This is a genomic window from Pectobacterium peruviense (assembly GCF_003312355.2).
Classification (GTDB): Bacteria; Pseudomonadota; Gammaproteobacteria; order Enterobacterales; family Enterobacteriaceae; genus Pectobacterium; species Pectobacterium peruviense.
Genome location: NZ_CP161826.1, coordinates 973,686 through 990,974 on the forward strand (window position 1 = coordinate 973,686; position 17,289 = coordinate 990,974).

Below are 17,289 nucleotides of genomic sequence, written 5' to 3' on the forward strand. Positions count from 1 at the left end.
GCACGAGTGCTGTTCAAAAACGTCTCTGACGTTTTTGTCCGACGTGGCGCAAGCTTTCGCCGCGTCCTGCGACTCATCCGAAGCCCGCTATCTCCTCAGCATAATTTTTTACGCCGTATAACAGCAAAGCGCACGAAACTGCCTCCACAGCCACATAAAATGTGGCGAAGCGGGAATATTGATTACGAATGCATGTGATTGATATGCGGCTGGGCAGCTTTGTTGACGTTATCGATCTCGTCCAGTAGTTCCAGCCATTCGGGTTCCAGATCGCTGGCGTGAACACCGTTACGTAGCTGTTGTTCCAAATAGCGGCAGATGCGTTTCAGACGTGGAACGCCGCTGTAGCTGCAACTGCCGTGCAGTTTATGAACCAGCTCGATAATCTCGTCATCCGTCTGACCATTCAGCACATTTTCTATCTTCTGCCGAACTTCCGGCAGAAAATCCAACAGCATTTGCAGCAGGTCACGCGCCAGTTCCGGCTTGTTCGCCGCCTGTTGCTGCGCCAGCGCCCAGTCGAGTGAGAGTTGGCTATCGTCGTGCTCGTTCAGCAAACCCGCAATATTTCCTCGGTCGCGCTTCAACGGATCTTTCCGCGCGTGGCGGGTTAGCACGCTTTTCAGCATCTGCTCGTCTATCGGTTTAGCCAGATAATCATCCATACCCGAGCGCAGCAAATGTTCACGTTCACCCGTCATGGTCTGTGCGGTCACCGCGATGATAGGCGTGGTGGCATGATGAGGGATCTGGCGAATCAGCTCGCTGGCGCAAATGCCGTCCATACCCGGCATCTGAATATCCATCAGGATAATGTCGATTTGATGCATTTTTGCCTGTGAAATCGCGTCTGTTCCGCTTTCGCACAGAATAATCGTATCGACCTGTTCTTCCAGCAGTGTACCGATTAATTTCAGGTTGGCCGGGTTGTCATCCACCGCCATCACGCTCAGCGGTAGACGGGCTGGATGGCGGACGACACTCTGGTGAGATGTGGTCGCATCCGGCAGAAAAGAGAGCTGGAACAACGTGCTGTCCTGTAGCAAGGGCAGCAGGCGTGATGCGGCGAGCGGTTTACTCAGGCAGGCATGCACGCCGAAGGTTTTCAACTGCTCGGCATCCATTTGCGCCAGACTGGGCAGCGCCAGAATCACGCAAGGCGCACGGCGGCAGATATCGCGCAGTCTGGGCGTGTAGTCGAGCAGCGTATTGCGATATTGCACGGGAATACCGAGCAACAGGATATCAAAATCACCTTCCGGCAATTGTTCAAACGTCGGGCTGTAGCTCACCATCAACGGCGTCTGGCTCAGGATATCCAGCGTGGCCTGCGCGGCAATCGGATGGTACTCGACGTAGGCCAGATGTTTACCTTGCAGCATCGTATAGGCTGGCTCGGTCGGTATGGTGTGGGGATTGAGCGGCAGCGTGATGTGGAACCAGAAGGTCGACCCTTTGTTGAGTTGGCTCTGAAAACTAATATCGCCCCCCATCTCTTTGACCAGACGTTGAGTGATGACCAACCCAAGCCCTGTACCGCCATGACGACGTGAAATACTGGTGTCAGCCTGACGGAAAGCCTGAAATAGCTGTGACTGCTGCAACTCGGCAATGCCGATGCCGGTATCGCGGATTTGTACCTCAAGCTGGACCTGATGATGTTCCTGTCGACGCTTCTCTACTCGAATATCGATATTGCCCTGTTCGGTGAATTTAATCGCGTTGCCCAGCAGGTTGGTGATGATTTGCTGTATTCGCAGCGGATCGCCGACAAACTGTTCGGGAACGTCATTCTGAATACTGAGCGTTAGCTCCAACCCCTTTTCATGTGCCGTATGCGCCAGCAACATCACGACATCATCCAGCGTGCTGTGCAGGGAGAATGGAATATCTTCCAGCACGAGCTTTCCGGCTTCTAGCTTCGAGAAATCCAGCACATCGTTAATAATATTCAGCAGGTTATTGGCGGAGCGTTCGATGGTGAGCAGATAATCAGTCTGTGTCGTGTTCAGCGGGGTCTTCAGCGTCTGACGGGTGAAACCGATCACGCCATTCAGTGGCGTTCTCAGTTCATGTGACATATTTGCCAGAAACTCAGATTTGATGCGTGCCGCTTCCTGTGCCCGTTTCTTAGCCAGATCCAGTTCGACGTTTTGGATCTCCATCTGCTCCAGCGTTTCTCGCAGATCGTAGGTCGCCTGATCGATATTTTGCTGCATTTCTTCGTGGTAGGCAGTCAGCGACATCGCCATCGAGTTAATGCCGTTTTTCAGCATATCCAGCTCGCCGAGCATGTAATCTTCTACCCGGCTATCCAACTGCCCACGGCGAATACGATCGACGGTATCCACCATATTGCGGATCGGGGTGGTGACATCTCGCATCAGACGATAAGCGAAGACGACAGCGGCACCCAAAGAGAGCAGCAGCAGAAGCGCGGCAATGAAGATTTCCTGATACTGCTGAAGCCGAATGGCGCTGGTATCCAGCTCAATCACCAGATAACCGAGAGGTGTCGCTGTACCGGGCAGCACGGGGGTCGCCCCGCCAGGCATGAATTCGCTGTCATTGACGATCGGCATGTGCAGAACCAACGTATCATTCGTGTAGTGCAGGTGCAGCTTATTGTACGAAAGTGCATCGCTGCTGAGTGGCTGTAATGCCACGTTGTTACGCACATTGGTCGTAGCCAGTAGCTGATTACGGGCATCGAACACGCTAATCGTGCGAATAATCGCGGAGTGGCGGCGATGAAGCGTATTGATTAACGCAGGAATCGTGTCCATCTGGCGGTGGGTAATCGCGTAAGCGCTGATGGTCGCTAGCGGTTCAATGATGCTGGTGCCTGAATCGGCCAACTGCGCCTGCAACTGATTGTAACGATGGATGACGAAGAACGAGCTGAGCAGCAGCCCGATCATGAGTGTCGGTGCCAAAATCAGTATCAACATCCGTGCACGAAGACTGTATTTGGTCATGAGGTTCCAATGTGGGAGAATTAGAGGATGCTAGGCACCCTATTATTTAATTTAGTTATACCTTAAATAATTCGAGTACAGCCGTTCAACTCAAGAGATCAATCGATAGTACATTATGGCGCAATTCTACTCTCCAAACCGGCGTGTGACGACCCGGAAAGCGGTTCCAGCGAAAAACCTCACTGTCACGGTCGAGTCACTTGACCCATTTGGGCAAGGTGTCGCACGTCACGAAGGAAAGACAGTGTTTGTCACGGGTGTGCTGCCGGGAGAGCAGGCTGAGGTTCAACTGACGGAAGAGAAACGTCATTTTTCACACGCAAAACTTAAACGCCTGCTGACGCCTAGCCCACAGCGCGTTGAGCCGCAGTGTCCTCATTTTACCCGCTGCGGCGGCTGTCAGCAGCAGCATGCAGAAATTACGCTGCAACAGAGCAGTAAAACGGCGGCGTTGATGCGCATGATGACGCGAGAAACGGGCGTTGAACTGCCTGCTGCGTCGCTCATTGCTGGCACACCTTATGCCTATCGGAGGCGTGCGCGGCTTGCGTTATACTTTCATGCAAAAGATCAGCGATTGTTGATGGGCTATCGGCAGTCAAATTCTCACGATCTCGTGGATATCAAAGCCTGTCCGGTGTTGCGGCCCGAGCTTGACGCGCTACTGCAACCGTTACGTGAATGCCTGAGCCGATTAAAAGCGGTGAAACGCCTTGGGCATGCGGAACTGGTGCAGGCGGAGAATGGTCCGCTACTGGTGCTACGGCACCTTGATCCACTGCATCCATCGGATGAGCAGGCATTGCGTGATTTTGCCCAGAGACAGGGTGTCTCGGTTTATCTGGCACCGGATGCTGACTCGCTGACGTGTTTGCACGGTGAGGAACCGGTTTATCACGTCGCCGGGCTGACGCTGGCATTTAGCCCGCGTGACTTTATTCAGGTCAATGACGCGGTGAACCAGCAGATGGTTGCGCAGGCACTGGCGTGGTTGGATGTGCAACCACAGGATAGAATATTGGATCTGTTTTGCGGCATGGGCAATTTCACGCTGCCGCTGGCACAGCGTGCCGCCAGCGTTGTCGGTGTAGAAGGGGTTACCGCGCTAGTCGAAAAAGGGCGCGAGAATGCCCGACGCAATGCCCTGTCCAATGTCACATTTTTTCACCAAAATCTTGAGGATGACGTCACGCAGCAGCCGTGGGCGGCTCAGGGTTTTGATAAGATATTACTTGATCCGGCACGTGCTGGCGCAGCAGGCGTGATGGAGCAGATAACCAAACTGGCACCGAAACGGGTGGTGTATGTTTCCTGTAACGCCACGACGCTAGCACGCGACAGCAAAGTCTTACTCGCAGCCGGTTACCGGCTGGCAAATGTCGCGATGTTGGATATGTTTCCACATACCGGACACCTTGAATCGATGGCACTGTTTTTGCACGATACCGGCACGCGGAAAGCGCAATAAGTAGCAGAGCCACGTCGTTTGCAAGGTGAAGGGTAACGTAGGGAGAAATTATGGTTGCGGTAAGAAGTGCGCATTTGAATACGGCAGGTGAATTTGTCCCTGACGCGTGGATTGCTTCACTGGGTATTGCCAGTCAGCAATCGTGTGAACGTTTAGCCGAAACCTGGCGTTACTGTGAGCAGCAAACGCAAGATCATGCTGATGCGCCGCTACTGCTGTGGCGTGGCATCGAAATGGTGGAAATCCTGTCCACGCTCAGCATGGACAATGACAGTATGCGCGCGGCGCTGCTCTTTCCGCTAGCCGATGCGAACGTGGTCGATGAACCGACGCTGGAAGCCGCGTTTGGGAAAAACATCGTTGATTTGGTGCATGGCGTGCGCGATATGGATGCAATTCGCCAGCTTAAAGCGACGCAGAATGATTCGGGCGCGTCTGAGCAGGTTGATAACATCCGCCGCATGCTGCTGGCGATGGTGGAAGATTTCCGCTGCGTGGTCATCAAGCTTGCTGAGCGGATCGCACACCTGCGTGAAGTGAAGGATGCCCCAGAAGAAGAACGGGTATTGGCGGCCAAAGAGTGTACCAATATCTATGCACCGCTGGCTAACCGCTTAGGCATCGGCCAGTTGAAGTGGGAGCTGGAGGATTTCTGCTTTCGCTACCTGCACCCTGATGAATATAAAAAAATCGCCAAGCTGCTGCACGAGCGTCGTATCGATCGTGCGCAGTACATTGATGATTTTGTTAAAACGCTGCGCGATGCGATGAAAGAAGAGGGCGTGCAGGCAGAAATCTATGGCCGTCCCAAGCATATCTACAGCATCTGGCGCAAGATGCAGAAGAAAGCGCTGTCGTTCGATGAACTGTTCGATGTGCGTGCAGTTCGCATCGTCGTTGAGCGCTTACAGGACTGCTACGGGGCGCTTGGGATCGTGCATACGCACTATCGCCATCTGCCAGACGAGTTTGACGACTACGTTGCTAACCCCAAACCGAACGGCTATCAGTCCATCCACACCGTGGTGTTAGGGCCGGGTGGAAAGACGCTCGAAATTCAGATTCGTACGCGCCAGATGCATGAAGATGCTGAACTGGGCGTGGCGGCACACTGGAAATACAAAGAAGGCACCGCAGTCGGCGGGCGCTCCGGTTACGAAGGGCGTATTGCCTGGCTGCGTAAACTGCTTGCCTGGCAGGAAGAAGTGGCGGATTCGAATGACGTGCTGGACGAAGTTCGCAGCCAGGTGTTTGACGATCGCGTTTATGTCTTTACGCCGAAAGGCGACGTGGTGGATCTTCCTGCGGGTTCCACGCCGTTGGATTTTGCTTATCATATCCACAGCGATATTGGGCACCGTTGCATCGGGGCGAAAATCGGCGGACGTATTGTGCCGTTTACCTACCAGTTGCACATGGGCGATCAGATTGAAATTATCACCCAGAAGCAGCCGAACCCAAGCCGTGACTGGCTGAATCCAAATCTTGGCTACATCACCACCAGTCGTGGACGCTCCAAGATCCAGAACTGGTTCCGTAAGCAAGATCGTGACAAGAACATTCTGGCGGGTCGACAGATTCTTGATGATGAACTGGCGCATTTGGGCGTCAGCCTGAAAGCGGCGGAAAAACTGCTGCTGCCGCGCTACAACGTGAATTCGCTGGATGAATTACTGGCTGCGATTGGCGGCGGTGATGTTCGCCTGAACCAGATGGTGAATTTCCTGCAATCGCAGTTAAAACAGCCGAGTGCGGAAGAACTGGATCGTGAAGCGCTACGCCAACTGACGCAAAAAACGCATCAGCCGCCAGCGCGCAGTAATAACAAAGACAACGGCCGCGTGGTGGTTGAAGGCGTTGGCAATCTGATGCATCACATTGCCCGCTGTTGCCAGCCGATTCCGGGTGATGAGATCACCGGGTTTATCACACGCGGACGGGGAATTTCGATTCACCGCGCTGACTGTGAACAGTTGGACGAACTGCGTGCCAGTTCGCCGGAGCGCATTGTGGACGCGGTATGGGGTGAAAGCTACTCCAGCGGCTACTCGCTGGTGGTGAGAGTGATCGCCAACGATCGTAGCGGCCTGCTGCGAGATATCACCACGATTCTGGCGAATGAGAAGGTCAATGTACTGGGCGTCGCCAGCCGTAGCGACACTAAGCAGCAACTGGCAACGATTGATATGGATATCGAAATCTACAACCTGCAAGTGTTGGGCCGCATTCTGGCGAAGCTCAACCAACTGCCGGATGTGATTGATGCGCGGCGCCAGCAGGGGGCGTAAATAATGGTTTCACCATCAGCCAGTTGAAAACCTAGTGCGGGTGTGATGAAAAGTTTCGTGCGTGGTTAGCAATATTGTTCTTTGTGGCACCATTGCCACGCCCGACTGAGGGATGCTCAGGTGCCGCATCCCTCAGAACCCTGGCTTTTTGCGAGAATTGTGCCGCGTTGCGGTTCCTTCGATGTACATGTCCGCTGTCGAGCCACCTGTGACGCGTTCCCTACGCGGCACAGGCTTTCGCCGCATCCATGCGGCTCACTCGGCGGCCATGTGCATCTCAGCACAATTTTTTACGCCGTTGATCTGAAAATAGTGATGTCTTTGCGCTTTTTAGCACAAGTTAGCTGCCGTATTTTGCTATTTTTACACAAATTTTTTCAGGAATATTATGACTGTATCTTTGACGAACTTATCCTCCGTCGAGCGCCTGCTCGCCATCATGAAAACCCTCCGCGATCCCGAAAATGGCTGTCCGTGGGACAAGAAGCAGACTTTTGACACCATCGCGCCTTATACGCTGGAAGAAACCTACGAAGTGCTGGATGCCATCAGCCGTAAAGATTACGACGAGCTGCGCGGTGAGTTGGGGGATTTGCTGTTTCAGGTGGTGTTTTACGCACAAATGGCGCAGGAAAAGGGATTGTTCGATTTCTCCGACGTGTGTAACGCCATCAGCGACAAGTTGGAACGCCGTCATCCGCATATTTTCGGTGAACTGACGCTGACGGACAGCGATGCGGTACTGGCAAACTGGGAGCAGACAAAAGCGCAGGAACGTGCGGAAAAAGATCGTCACTCGCCGTTGGATGACATTCCTGATGCGCTACCTGCCTTGATGAAAGCGCAAAAAATTCAGCAGCGTTGTTCGTCTGTTGGCTTCGATTGGGACAGCCTGGGCCCAGTGCTCGACAAAGTGTATGAAGAGATCGATGAGGTAATGTTTGAGGCGCGACAAGCCGTTGTCGATGAAGAAAAATTAGGTGAAGAGATTGGTGATTTATTGTTCGCCACAGTCAATCTCTCTCGTCACCTAGGGCACAAGGCAGAGAGCGCATTACAAGCGGCTAATCGTAAGTTCACCCGCCGTTTTCGTGAGGTAGAACAAATCGTTACGGCATCGGGGAAAACGCTGGAACAGGCAACGTTGGATGAAATGGAAGCCGCGTGGCAGCAGGTAAAAAAACAAGAAATAAGCCATTAATCAGTTTCTAACCGTAAGCCGGTTTTTTTTCTGTCTTAATGATTTTATTTCATTGTTTTTAAAGGTAATTGAAGGTGGTGGTAAACGCGGTTTTACCTCATCTTCACGTGTGTTGGAATCGCCACATTGTGTAAAACGAACATTTGTGGCGCTCATCAGGTTCAGGTATACTACTTTCCCGTCTTGGTACCTCCATCGTCTTTAAACCTAAACTCTCAGGTTCAGCATGACAACTAATTATATTTTTGTGACCGGCGGGGTCGTTTCCTCTCTGGGTAAAGGCATTGCCGCAGCCTCTCTGGCGGCTATTCTTGAAGCCCGTGGCCTCAACGTTACCATCATGAAACTGGACCCGTATATCAACGTGGATCCGGGCACGATGAGCCCGACGCAGCACGGTGAAGTGTTTGTCACCGAAGACGGCGCCGAAACCGATCTGGACTTGGGTCACTACGAGCGTTTCATCCGCACTAAAATGTCGCGCCGCAACAACTTCACCACTGGCCGTATCTACTCTGATGTCCTGCGCAAAGAGCGCCGTGGCGACTATCTGGGCGCGACCATTCAGGTGATCCCACATATCACCAACGCGATTAAAGAGCGCATCATTGAAGGTGGCGAAGGCCACGATGTTGTTCTGGTCGAAATCGGCGGTACCGTCGGTGATATCGAATCTTTGCCGTTCCTTGAAGCGATTCGGCAGATGGCGGTACAGGTGGGCCGTGAGCACACGCTGTTTATGCACCTGACGCTGGTACCTTATCTGGCGGCAGCGGGCGAAGTAAAAACCAAGCCGACGCAACACTCCGTTAAAGAACTGCTTTCCATCGGTATTCAGCCTGACGTGCTGATTTGTCGTTCCGATCGCACTGTGCCTGCCAATGAGCGTGCAAAAATTGCTTTATTCTGTAATGTGCCGGAAAAAGCAGTAATATCCCTTAAAGACATTGATTCGATTTATAAAATCCCGGCGCTATTGAAATCGCAGGGGTTGGACGATTATATTTGTAAACGATTCAGCTTGGACTGCCCCGAAGCAAACCTGTCAGAATGGGAACAGGTTGTGTACGAAGAAGCCAATCCGGGCGGCGAAGTGACTATCGGCATGGTCGGCAAATATGTTGCGCTGCCGGATGCCTACAAATCCGTTATTGAAGCGCTTAAGCACGGTGGGTTGAAGAACCGCCTGACGGTAAATATCAAGCTGATCGACTCACAGGATGTTGAAACCCGTGGTGTCGAAGTATTGAAAGATTTAGACGCTATTCTGATTCCAGGCGGTTTTGGCTATCGTGGCGTCGAAGGGAAAATCATGTCGGCGAACTATGCCCGTGAGAACAATATCCCTTATCTGGGCATTTGCCTGGGGATGCAGGTCGCATTAATGGAATTTGCCCGTAACGTTGTCGGGATGGAAGGGGCAAACTCAACGGAGTTTGTGCCAGACTGTAAGTACCCGGTGGTTGCGCTGATCACAGAATGGCGTGATGAGAACGGCAATGTTGAAGTTCGTGATGAAGCAAGCGATCTGGGCGGTACCATGCGCGTTGGCGGGCAGCAATGCCACCTGACCGAAGGCAGTCTGGTGCGTCAGATGTACGGTGAGCAGACGATTATCGAACGTCACCGTCATCGTTATGAAGTTAACAACATGCTGTTGAAACAGATTGAAGCGGCGGGATTACGGGTTGCTGGTCTTTCCGCCGATCGCAAACTGGTGGAGATTGTCGAGTTACCCGATCATCCTTGGTTCGTTGCCTGTCAATTCCACCCGGAATTCACATCAACGCCGCGAGATGGACACCCCTTGTTTGCCGGCTTTGTCAAAGCCGCTGGCGCGTATCAGAAGCGTCAGGTGAAGTAAGAGTTATATCAGCAACGCGCGATCGCTATCGCGCGTTGTTCGTCTAGGGTTTTAGTTCTATCTAAAGTTTTAGTTTAACTTGTACTGAGGAAAATCTAATGTCCAAAATTGTTAAAGTCATCGGCCGTGAAATCATCGACTCACGCGGAAACCCAACTGTTGAAGCTGAAGTTCATCTGGAAGGTGGTTTTGTAGGTCTGGCTGCTGCGCCATCAGGAGCTTCTACTGGCTCTCGCGAAGCGCTGGAACTGCGTGACGGTGACAAATCCCGTTTCCTGGGCAAAGGCGTAACGAAAGCTGTTGCTGCCGTTAACGGCCCAATTGCTCAGGCTGTACTGGGTAAAGACGCGAAAGATCAGGCGAACATCGATAAGATCATGATCGACCTGGATGGCACTGAAAACAAATCTCAGTTCGGTGCTAACGCTATTCTGGCCGTATCTCTGGCTGCCGCTAAAGCAGCAGCAGCGTCAAAAGGCCTGCCACTGTATGCTCACATCGCTGAGCTGAACGGCACCCCAGGTAAATATTCTATGCCACTGCCAATGATGAACATCATCAACGGCGGCGAGCACGCGGATAACAACGTTGATATCCAAGAGTTCATGATTCAGCCTGTTGGCGCGAAAACGCTGAAAGAAGCCATCCGTATGGGTTCTGAAGTGTTCCACACCCTGGCTAAAGTTCTGAAATCCAAAGGTATGGGTACTGCTGTTGGTGACGAAGGTGGCTATGCGCCAAACCTGGGTTCCAACGCCGAAGCACTGGCTGTTATCGCAGAAGCGGTAAAAGCAGCAGGCTACGAGCTGGGCAAAGACATCACTCTGGCGATGGACTGTGCAGCGTCTGAATTCTACAAAGACGGTAAATACGTTCTGGCTGGCGAAGGCAACAAAGCCTTCACCTCTGAAGAATTCACTCACTTCCTGGAAGATCTGACCAAACAGTACCCGATCGTGTCTATCGAAGACGGTCTGGACGAATCTGATTGGGCTGGCTTCGCTTACCAGACTAAAGTTCTGGGCGACAAAATCCAGCTGGTTGGTGACGATCTGTTCGTAACCAACACCAAGATCCTGAAAGAAGGTATCGATAAAGGCATCGCTAACTCTATCCTGATCAAATTCAACCAGATCGGTTCTCTGACCGAAACGCTGGCTGCGATTAAAATGGCGAAAGATGCAGGCTACACGGCTGTTATCTCTCACCGTTCAGGTGAAACTGAAGATGCAACCATCGCTGACCTGGCTGTCGGTACTGCAGCAGGCCAGATCAAAACCGGTTCTATGAGCCGTTCTGACCGTGTTGCTAAATACAACCAGCTGATTCGTATTGAAGAAGCGCTGGGTGATGCTGCACCGTTCCACGGTCTGAAAGAAGTTAAAGGCCAGTAATTGCGTTTCTGGTGTCATCAGGTCATTAAGAAAACGGCCTGATATACACCAACGTGATTAACCACAAAAATCCAGAAGCGTGAAAGCGTTTCTGGATTTTTTTATGGCGGACATCCCTGTCCATCACCTTTCGGACCGTTGCTACGCAACGTTGAAAAACGTTCCTGACGTTTTTTTATGGCGGAATCCGCGATCCTGTCTGGCCGTTATCACGCCACATTCTTACCGCTCTATTCTCCTCGTTTTGAAATGCTTCATACCCATAATGCAGTACATTTTATACACCTTGTTTTTATATTTTAATTTTTAAAATTCAAGGTTTTATAAAATAAATTCCTCTATCGCTCTCCTTATTTTCTTCCTGTCATGTCTGTATAGTACGTAGCGATATATAAAAAATTACATATCGATAATTGACACAATATTGACCAACAGGGATATCGCGGATGAAAGCCCGAAAAAATAATAGAAAAAAAGCACAGTGGTTATTGCCAGTATTAATGGTGGTTGTTCCACCCGTATTGAGCGCCGAACCGGCAATGATCAAGGACAGCGAAAAGGTAAAAGCGGCGGACGTCATGGTCGTCAAGGCGGAGCGCAGTGAGGCGAATGCGAATCTGGCTGGCGCAGGTATGACGACCGATGATGTGGAGATCGGGCCATTAGGCAAACGCGCAAGGCTGGATACGCCGTATTCGACCACGACCGTGACGGAAGCCATGATTGCCAACCAGCAGGCGAAGAACGTTAACGATCTCCTGAAATATAACGCCTCCAGCCAGATGCAGGCGCGCGGTGGTATTGACGTCGGTCGCCCGCAAAGCCGCGGTATACAAGGAAGCGTGCTGGCGAACAGCCGACTGGATGGGCTAAATATTATTTCCACCACCGCTTTTCCGGTGGAAATGCTGGAGCGGCTGGACGTGATTAACAGCCTGACTGGCGCACTGTATGGGCCTGCCAGTCCAGCCGGACAGTTTAATTTCACGCAGAAAAGACCGACGGCTCAGACGTTGAACCGCTTTACCGTAGGCTATTCTGGTAAAGGTGCGGCGATGGGGCACGCTGATCTAGGTGGCCATCTAGGTGACGAAAACCAGTTCGGTTATCGAATCAACCTGCTACAGGATGAAGGTGAAGGAAGCATCAGCAACAGCACGTTGAGACGGCAATTAGCCAGCGTGGCGTTTGACTGGAATCTTTCCCCCGATACGGTGTTGGAAGTCAACGCCAGCGAGTACCGCTTCAGAAAAATGGGATATGCGGGTGATTTTGCCTATGATCCAACGACTCAGCTACCGAAAGCACCGGATATTACGAAACAGGGATACGGGCAGAGCTTTGCGGGACTCGATCTGATAACCAAAACGGTCAGCACGCGCCTGAAACACTACTTCAATAATGACTGGTACGCCTCGGGCGGTGTGGGCTATCAAACTGCCGATCGCGGTATGCGTTCGCTATCGCATAATATTTTGCCATCAGGAGAGGTGGAAACCACTCTGGAGCAGCAATATTCATCCGGACGTTTCCGGGTTCTGAGCAATACACTGCAACTGAACGGCCATATTGATACGGACGGGCCTTCACACGATGTGGTATTCAGTACCACCGGGTATCAATGGACGATGTTTTCTTCTCCCGGCAGTCCTAATAATTATACGCTAGGGACCACCCCCATCAATACGCCGCAGCGCTATAACGATCCTAGTGATGGGCGTTTTTATGCTGGTTCTGGCCACTATAAGTCCAGCCGTACCAGCCAGCAGGCTATTACCGCAGGCGATACGATCACCTTCAACGATCGCTGGTCTGCGATGGGCGTGGTGAGCCAAAGCTGGTTGACCTCACGCAGCTTCACTAATGGTAGCGTGCAACGTGCGACGGGCACCAGCCCGACGGTGTCGTTAATGTACAAACCCTTGGCAAACGTGATGACCTATGTCGCCTATGCCGATTCGCTGGAGCAAGGGGATACTGCGCCTAACAGCGCAGTCAACAAAGAGCAGACGTTGAAACCTTACCGCAGTACCCAGTATGAAGCGGGCGTGAAGTCCCAATGGGGAGGAGTGAATCTGAACGCTGCTGTATTCCGTCTGGAGCGGCCTTTCGCCTATGTTGATCCTACCGATCGCGTGTTCAAAGAGCAGGGTAAACAGGTTAATACCGGGTTAGAGTTGACGGCAGATGGTGAAGTGCTTTCCGGTTTGCATATCTATGGCAGTACTACGCTGCTAGACCCTAAGCTGACCGATACGGGGATCGCAGCAACGACAAATAAACGGGTAGTTGGGGTACCGAAGTTTCAGGCCAATCTTCTGACGGAATATAGCCACCCGTCTTACCCTAATATGGTCTATATGGCGAACCTCCACTACACCGGTAAACGCGTGGCCAATAACACCAACACGGCTTGGGTCGATAGCTATATGACGCTGGATCTCGGCACACGCTACGGCTTTAAAATTTATGATAAACCTGCGGCATTTCGTGTCGCGCTCAATAACGTCACCAATGAGCACTACTGGAGCTCGCTCTTCCCCTATCGGCAGAACGGAGAAAATAGAGGTTCCAGCGCGTTTGTCGGCGATCCACGTGAAATCCGCGCTTCTCTGACCGTTGACTGGTGAGTACGATGCTGAAACGTTATCTTGCCACGCGGTATCACAAGCTTCTGCTTAATGTGCTCGTGCTGTCGGCGGTGAGTTTCTCTGGTGTGCATCTGGTTCAGGCGGAAACGTCTGAGTCCGCGCCGCGAACAATTCACTATTACGGCGATCGTACTGTGACGGTGCCTGCGACGGTTGAGCGAGTTGCCACCTCATGGAATGCACAAAACTCGATACTGGCTATGTTGGGCTATGGCGATCGTATTGTTGGGACGACGAAGCTCGTGCGCGACATGCCGCTGTTCCGCCAGTTTGTGCCGTCCATTACGCAGGCTGCGCTGGTTTCCCAGAGCGGAAATATGGGAATTAATACCGAAGCATTGATTGCGCGCCGTGCTCAGGTTTTTTTCGTGTCGGACAGTGTGCCAGTTGCTGAAGCCGAAGCGCTGAATAAGGCCGGGATTGCCATCGTACCGCTACGCTACAACTCGCTGGCGGCGATGGTGGAACGCACGCTGATTACCGGTGAGATTCTGGGGCCGGAAGCGTCGCGTCGCGCACAGGATTTTGCCGCTTATTATCAGGACAATGTCAGACGCGTGACGGAAGTGATCCAGAACATTCCGTCACAGCAGAGAGTGAAGGTCTACCATGCGGTTGGCGATCCGTTAACCACATCGGGACGTCCTTCACTGAATCAAGACTGGATGGATCTGGGCGGTGCGATCAATGTGGCAGAACCGTGGTTTAGCCGTTCTGGGGTGACAACCGCACCTGTATCGCTTGAGCAGATTTTCCAGGCAGACCCTGATGTGATTATTACGATGCGGGCTGCGGATGCGAAAGCGATTCGTCAGGATGCGCAGTGGCAGCAGCTACGGGCGGTAAAACAGGGGCGTGTTTATGCCAATCCGCTGGGCATGTTCTGGTGGTGTCGAGAAACGTCGGAGCAGGCGCTGCAATTTCTTTGGCTGGCAAAAACGCTGTATCCGCAGCAGATGCAGCACATCGATATGGCAAAAGAGACGCATGATTTTTATCAGCGTTTCTACGGCATCGATTTAACCGCGCAGCAGGTCGATTCAATTTTGTCTCCCCCCTGAAATATAGGGGACTTCACTTGATGACAGAGCCGCATCAGCATTGCGATGCGGCCCTGTTTTTAGACACAGAAAAATGAGGTATCGCGCGGATTAAGCCAGCTGTTTGAGAATCGCTTTGGCGACCACTTCTGAGCTTGCTGGGTTCTGACCGGTGATCAGCTTACCGTCTTCAACGAGGTACGGTGCCCAGTCTGGGCCTTTTTCATACAGGCCGCCGAGTTTCTTGAATTCATCTTCAATCAGGAAAGGCACCACGTCCGTCAACTGAACCGCCTCTTCTTCACCGTTGGTGAAGCCTGTCACTTTGCGGCCTTTAATCAAGGCATCGCCGTTTTCTGCTTTCACGTGAATCAGTACGCCCGGTGCGTGGCAAACAAAACCGGTTGGTTTGTTGGCGCGTACAAAGGCCTCGATGAGGGCGATAGAGACCGGTGATTCCGCCAGATCCCAGAGCGGGCCGTGGCCGCCGGGATAGAAGACCGCATCGAAATCCTGTTCGATGACGGTATCCAGTTTTACCGTATTTGCCAGTTCCTGCTGCGCAGTAGGGTCAGCTTTAAAACGATGTGTCAGTTCAGTTTGAAAATCAGCCAGATCACTTTTCGGGTCGAGAGGCGGCTGGCCGCCAGCAGGGGAGGCGAGAACGATCTCGGCACCCGCATCTTTAAAGGTGTAATAAGGTGCCGCAAACTCTTCCAGCCAGAAGCCAGTTTTATTACCTGTGTTGCCCAGTTTGTCGTGAGAAGTCAGGACCATTAAAATTTTCATCATTTTTCTCTCTATGGTTGCAGGATGATCGGGTGAATAGAGGCTTGTTAACCTTTGAGAACGGCGACAATCGCGTCTTGTTTCTCATGGTAAGGCGCTCGCAGCGTCAGGTTAGACGCGCCATCTTCACTTTGTATGACAATCGGTTTGGCGTGGCTGAAACGGCGGAATCCGTGGATGCCGTGGTACGCGCCGATGCCGGATGCGCCAACGCCGCCAAACGGGAGTGTGTCGATAGAGACGTGCGTCATCACATCATTGATAACTAACGCGCCTGACGTTGTTCTGTCGGCGAAACGTTGCTGCATGGCTTCATCATTGCTGAACAGATAAGCCGCCAGCGGACGTGGATGCGCATTGATGTAGTTAATCGGTTCCTCTGCCGTTTGGTACGTTTTGACGGGCAGCAGCGGGCCGAAAATTTCTTCCTGCATGATCGCCATATCATCACGTACGCCGAACACCAGATGCGGTGCAATTTTGCGGCTTTTGGCATCGTAGGGCGCTTCACCTTCCGGTGCCAGGCTGACGACGGTCGCGCCTTGTTGCTCGGCTTCTTTCAGAATACGAATCAGGCGATCGTAATGCCTATCAGCAATGATAGACGTGTAATCCGGGTTCGCCTGTAGTGTCGGGAAGCTTTTCTGCATAAAGGTTTTTGCGGCATCGCGGAAGGCTTGCTCCTGACCTTCGGGCAGCAGCACATAGTCCGGCGACAGGCAGATTTGCCCCGCGTTGAAAGTTTTCACCGTCAGCGTGCGTTCAGCGGCTTCTGTGATATCTGCACTGCTATCAATGACGACGGGTGATTTGCCACCCAGTTCCAGCGTGACCGGCACCAGATTCTCTGCTGCCGCACGCATCACATGTTTCCCCACGGCGGTGCTGCCGGTGAAGACCAAATGATCGAACGGCAGTTCGCTGAATGCCTGACCGATTTCCGCATCGCCCAACACGACGGCCAATTCCAGCGGGTCAAAATAGTGGGCAATCAATTCCGCCAGCAGTTCAGACGTGTGTGGCGTCAGTTCTGACGGTTTCAGAATCGCGGTATTACCTGCGGCAAAAATGTCAGCCAGCGGGCCGAATGACAGGTTTACCGGGAAGTTCCACGGGCTGATCACGCCGATCACACCCAGAGGCTGATGTTGAATCCATGCCTGCATACTGGGAGCGGGTTCATCAACCGATTCTGGCTGCATCCAATGTTCAACGTTATCGATGGCGTTCTGTAGCATCTTTAGCGTGATGCCGATGTCGGCAGCGAACGAGTGATACAGGCTGCGATGGCCGAAATCATCACTCATGGCCTGCGCGAGCGCTGCATGGTTTTCACGGAGCAGATTGATGCTGCGCTGTAAGCGATCTTGACGCAGCGCGGCATCGGCTGGGCCAGATGCAATGTGAGCACGCTTCATCGTATTCAGGATGGCTTGTAAATCCTTTTTGGATTGTTGTGTCGACATGTTTTGTCCCCTTTTAGTCGTCGAGTACCAGAGAAAACAGAAAGTTAGCCGGGGTTTCCGGGTCACTCAAGATGGGATAAAGGATACGGCAGGGGTTGATCCGTCCGCCAACAAGATTATTATTCTAGGGGTATAAATAATTTTATATCT

10 protein-coding genes are annotated in these 17,289 nt (G+C 52.3%); 7 read left to right on the forward strand and 3 right to left on the reverse strand.

Annotated features, from left to right (window positions below; translation table 11 throughout):
- Window positions 1-182 precede the first annotated feature (182 nt).
- The gene (barA, locus tag DUT67_RS04360; RefSeq protein WP_113632821.1) at window positions 183-2,978 is read right to left on the reverse strand and encodes a two-component sensor histidine kinase BarA; all 2,796 of its coding nucleotides are present in this window, start codon (window positions 2,976-2,978) and stop codon (window positions 183-185) included.
- Window positions 2,979-3,093: 115 nt separating this feature from the next.
- Here barA and rlmD point away from each other — a divergent pair, with 115 nt between their 5' ends.
- The 7 genes from rlmD to DUT67_RS04395 all read left to right on the forward strand — a co-directional run bounded on the left by rlmD (window position 3,094) and on the right by DUT67_RS04395 (window position 14,905).
- Window positions 3,094-4,446 (forward strand): 23S rRNA (uracil(1939)-C(5))-methyltransferase RlmD, encoded by a 1,353-nt coding sequence (gene rlmD / locus DUT67_RS04365; protein WP_113626734.1) that lies wholly within the window; start codon window positions 3,094-3,096, stop codon window positions 4,444-4,446.
- A 50-nt stretch (window positions 4,447-4,496) separates the two neighbouring features.
- Complete coding sequence (gene relA / locus DUT67_RS04370; RefSeq protein WP_113626735.1) at window positions 4,497-6,734, forward strand: GTP diphosphokinase; 2,238 nt, start codon at window positions 4,497-4,499, stop codon at window positions 6,732-6,734.
- Between the two features lie 388 nt (window positions 6,735-7,122).
- Window positions 7,123-7,935, forward strand: coding sequence for a nucleoside triphosphate pyrophosphohydrolase (gene mazG, locus DUT67_RS04375; RefSeq protein WP_113626736.1), 813 nt, complete (start codon window positions 7,123-7,125; stop codon window positions 7,933-7,935).
- A 226-nt stretch (window positions 7,936-8,161) separates the two neighbouring features.
- Window positions 8,162-9,799 carry a glutamine hydrolyzing CTP synthase gene (gene pyrG / locus DUT67_RS04380; RefSeq protein ID WP_113626737.1) on the forward strand — a complete coding sequence of 546 codons (1,638 nt, stop codon included), beginning with the start codon at window positions 8,162-8,164 and terminating at the stop codon, window positions 9,797-9,799.
- A 98-nt stretch (window positions 9,800-9,897) separates the two neighbouring features.
- Window positions 9,898-11,193, forward strand: a complete 1,296-nt coding sequence (gene eno, locus DUT67_RS04385) for a phosphopyruvate hydratase (RefSeq protein ID WP_113626738.1) — start codon at window positions 9,898-9,900, stop codon at window positions 11,191-11,193.
- Window positions 11,194-11,639: 446 nt separating this feature from the next.
- A complete protein-coding gene (locus DUT67_RS04390; RefSeq protein WP_113626739.1) occupies window positions 11,640-13,823 on the forward strand; it encodes a TonB-dependent siderophore receptor in 2,184 nt (727 codons plus the stop codon).
- 5 nt (window positions 13,824-13,828) lie between these two features.
- Window positions 13,829-14,905: an ABC transporter substrate-binding protein gene (locus DUT67_RS04395; protein ID WP_113626740.1), complete on the forward strand. Its 1,077-nt coding sequence runs from the start codon at window positions 13,829-13,831 to the stop codon at window positions 14,903-14,905.
- Between the two features lie 90 nt (window positions 14,906-14,995).
- Here DUT67_RS04395 and DUT67_RS04400 read toward each other — a convergent pair whose 3' ends face one another.
- Both DUT67_RS04400 and DUT67_RS04405 read right to left on the reverse strand, forming a co-directional pair.
- Window positions 14,996-15,673 carry a type 1 glutamine amidotransferase domain-containing protein gene (locus DUT67_RS04400; RefSeq protein WP_113626767.1) on the reverse strand — a complete coding sequence of 226 codons (678 nt, stop codon included), beginning with the start codon at window positions 15,671-15,673 and terminating at the stop codon, window positions 14,996-14,998.
- A gap of 47 nt (window positions 15,674-15,720) precedes the next feature.
- A complete protein-coding gene (locus DUT67_RS04405) occupies window positions 15,721-17,139 on the reverse strand; it encodes a coniferyl aldehyde dehydrogenase (protein ID WP_113626741.1) in 1,419 nt (472 codons plus the stop codon).
- Between the last annotated feature and the right edge of the window lie 150 nt (window positions 17,140-17,289).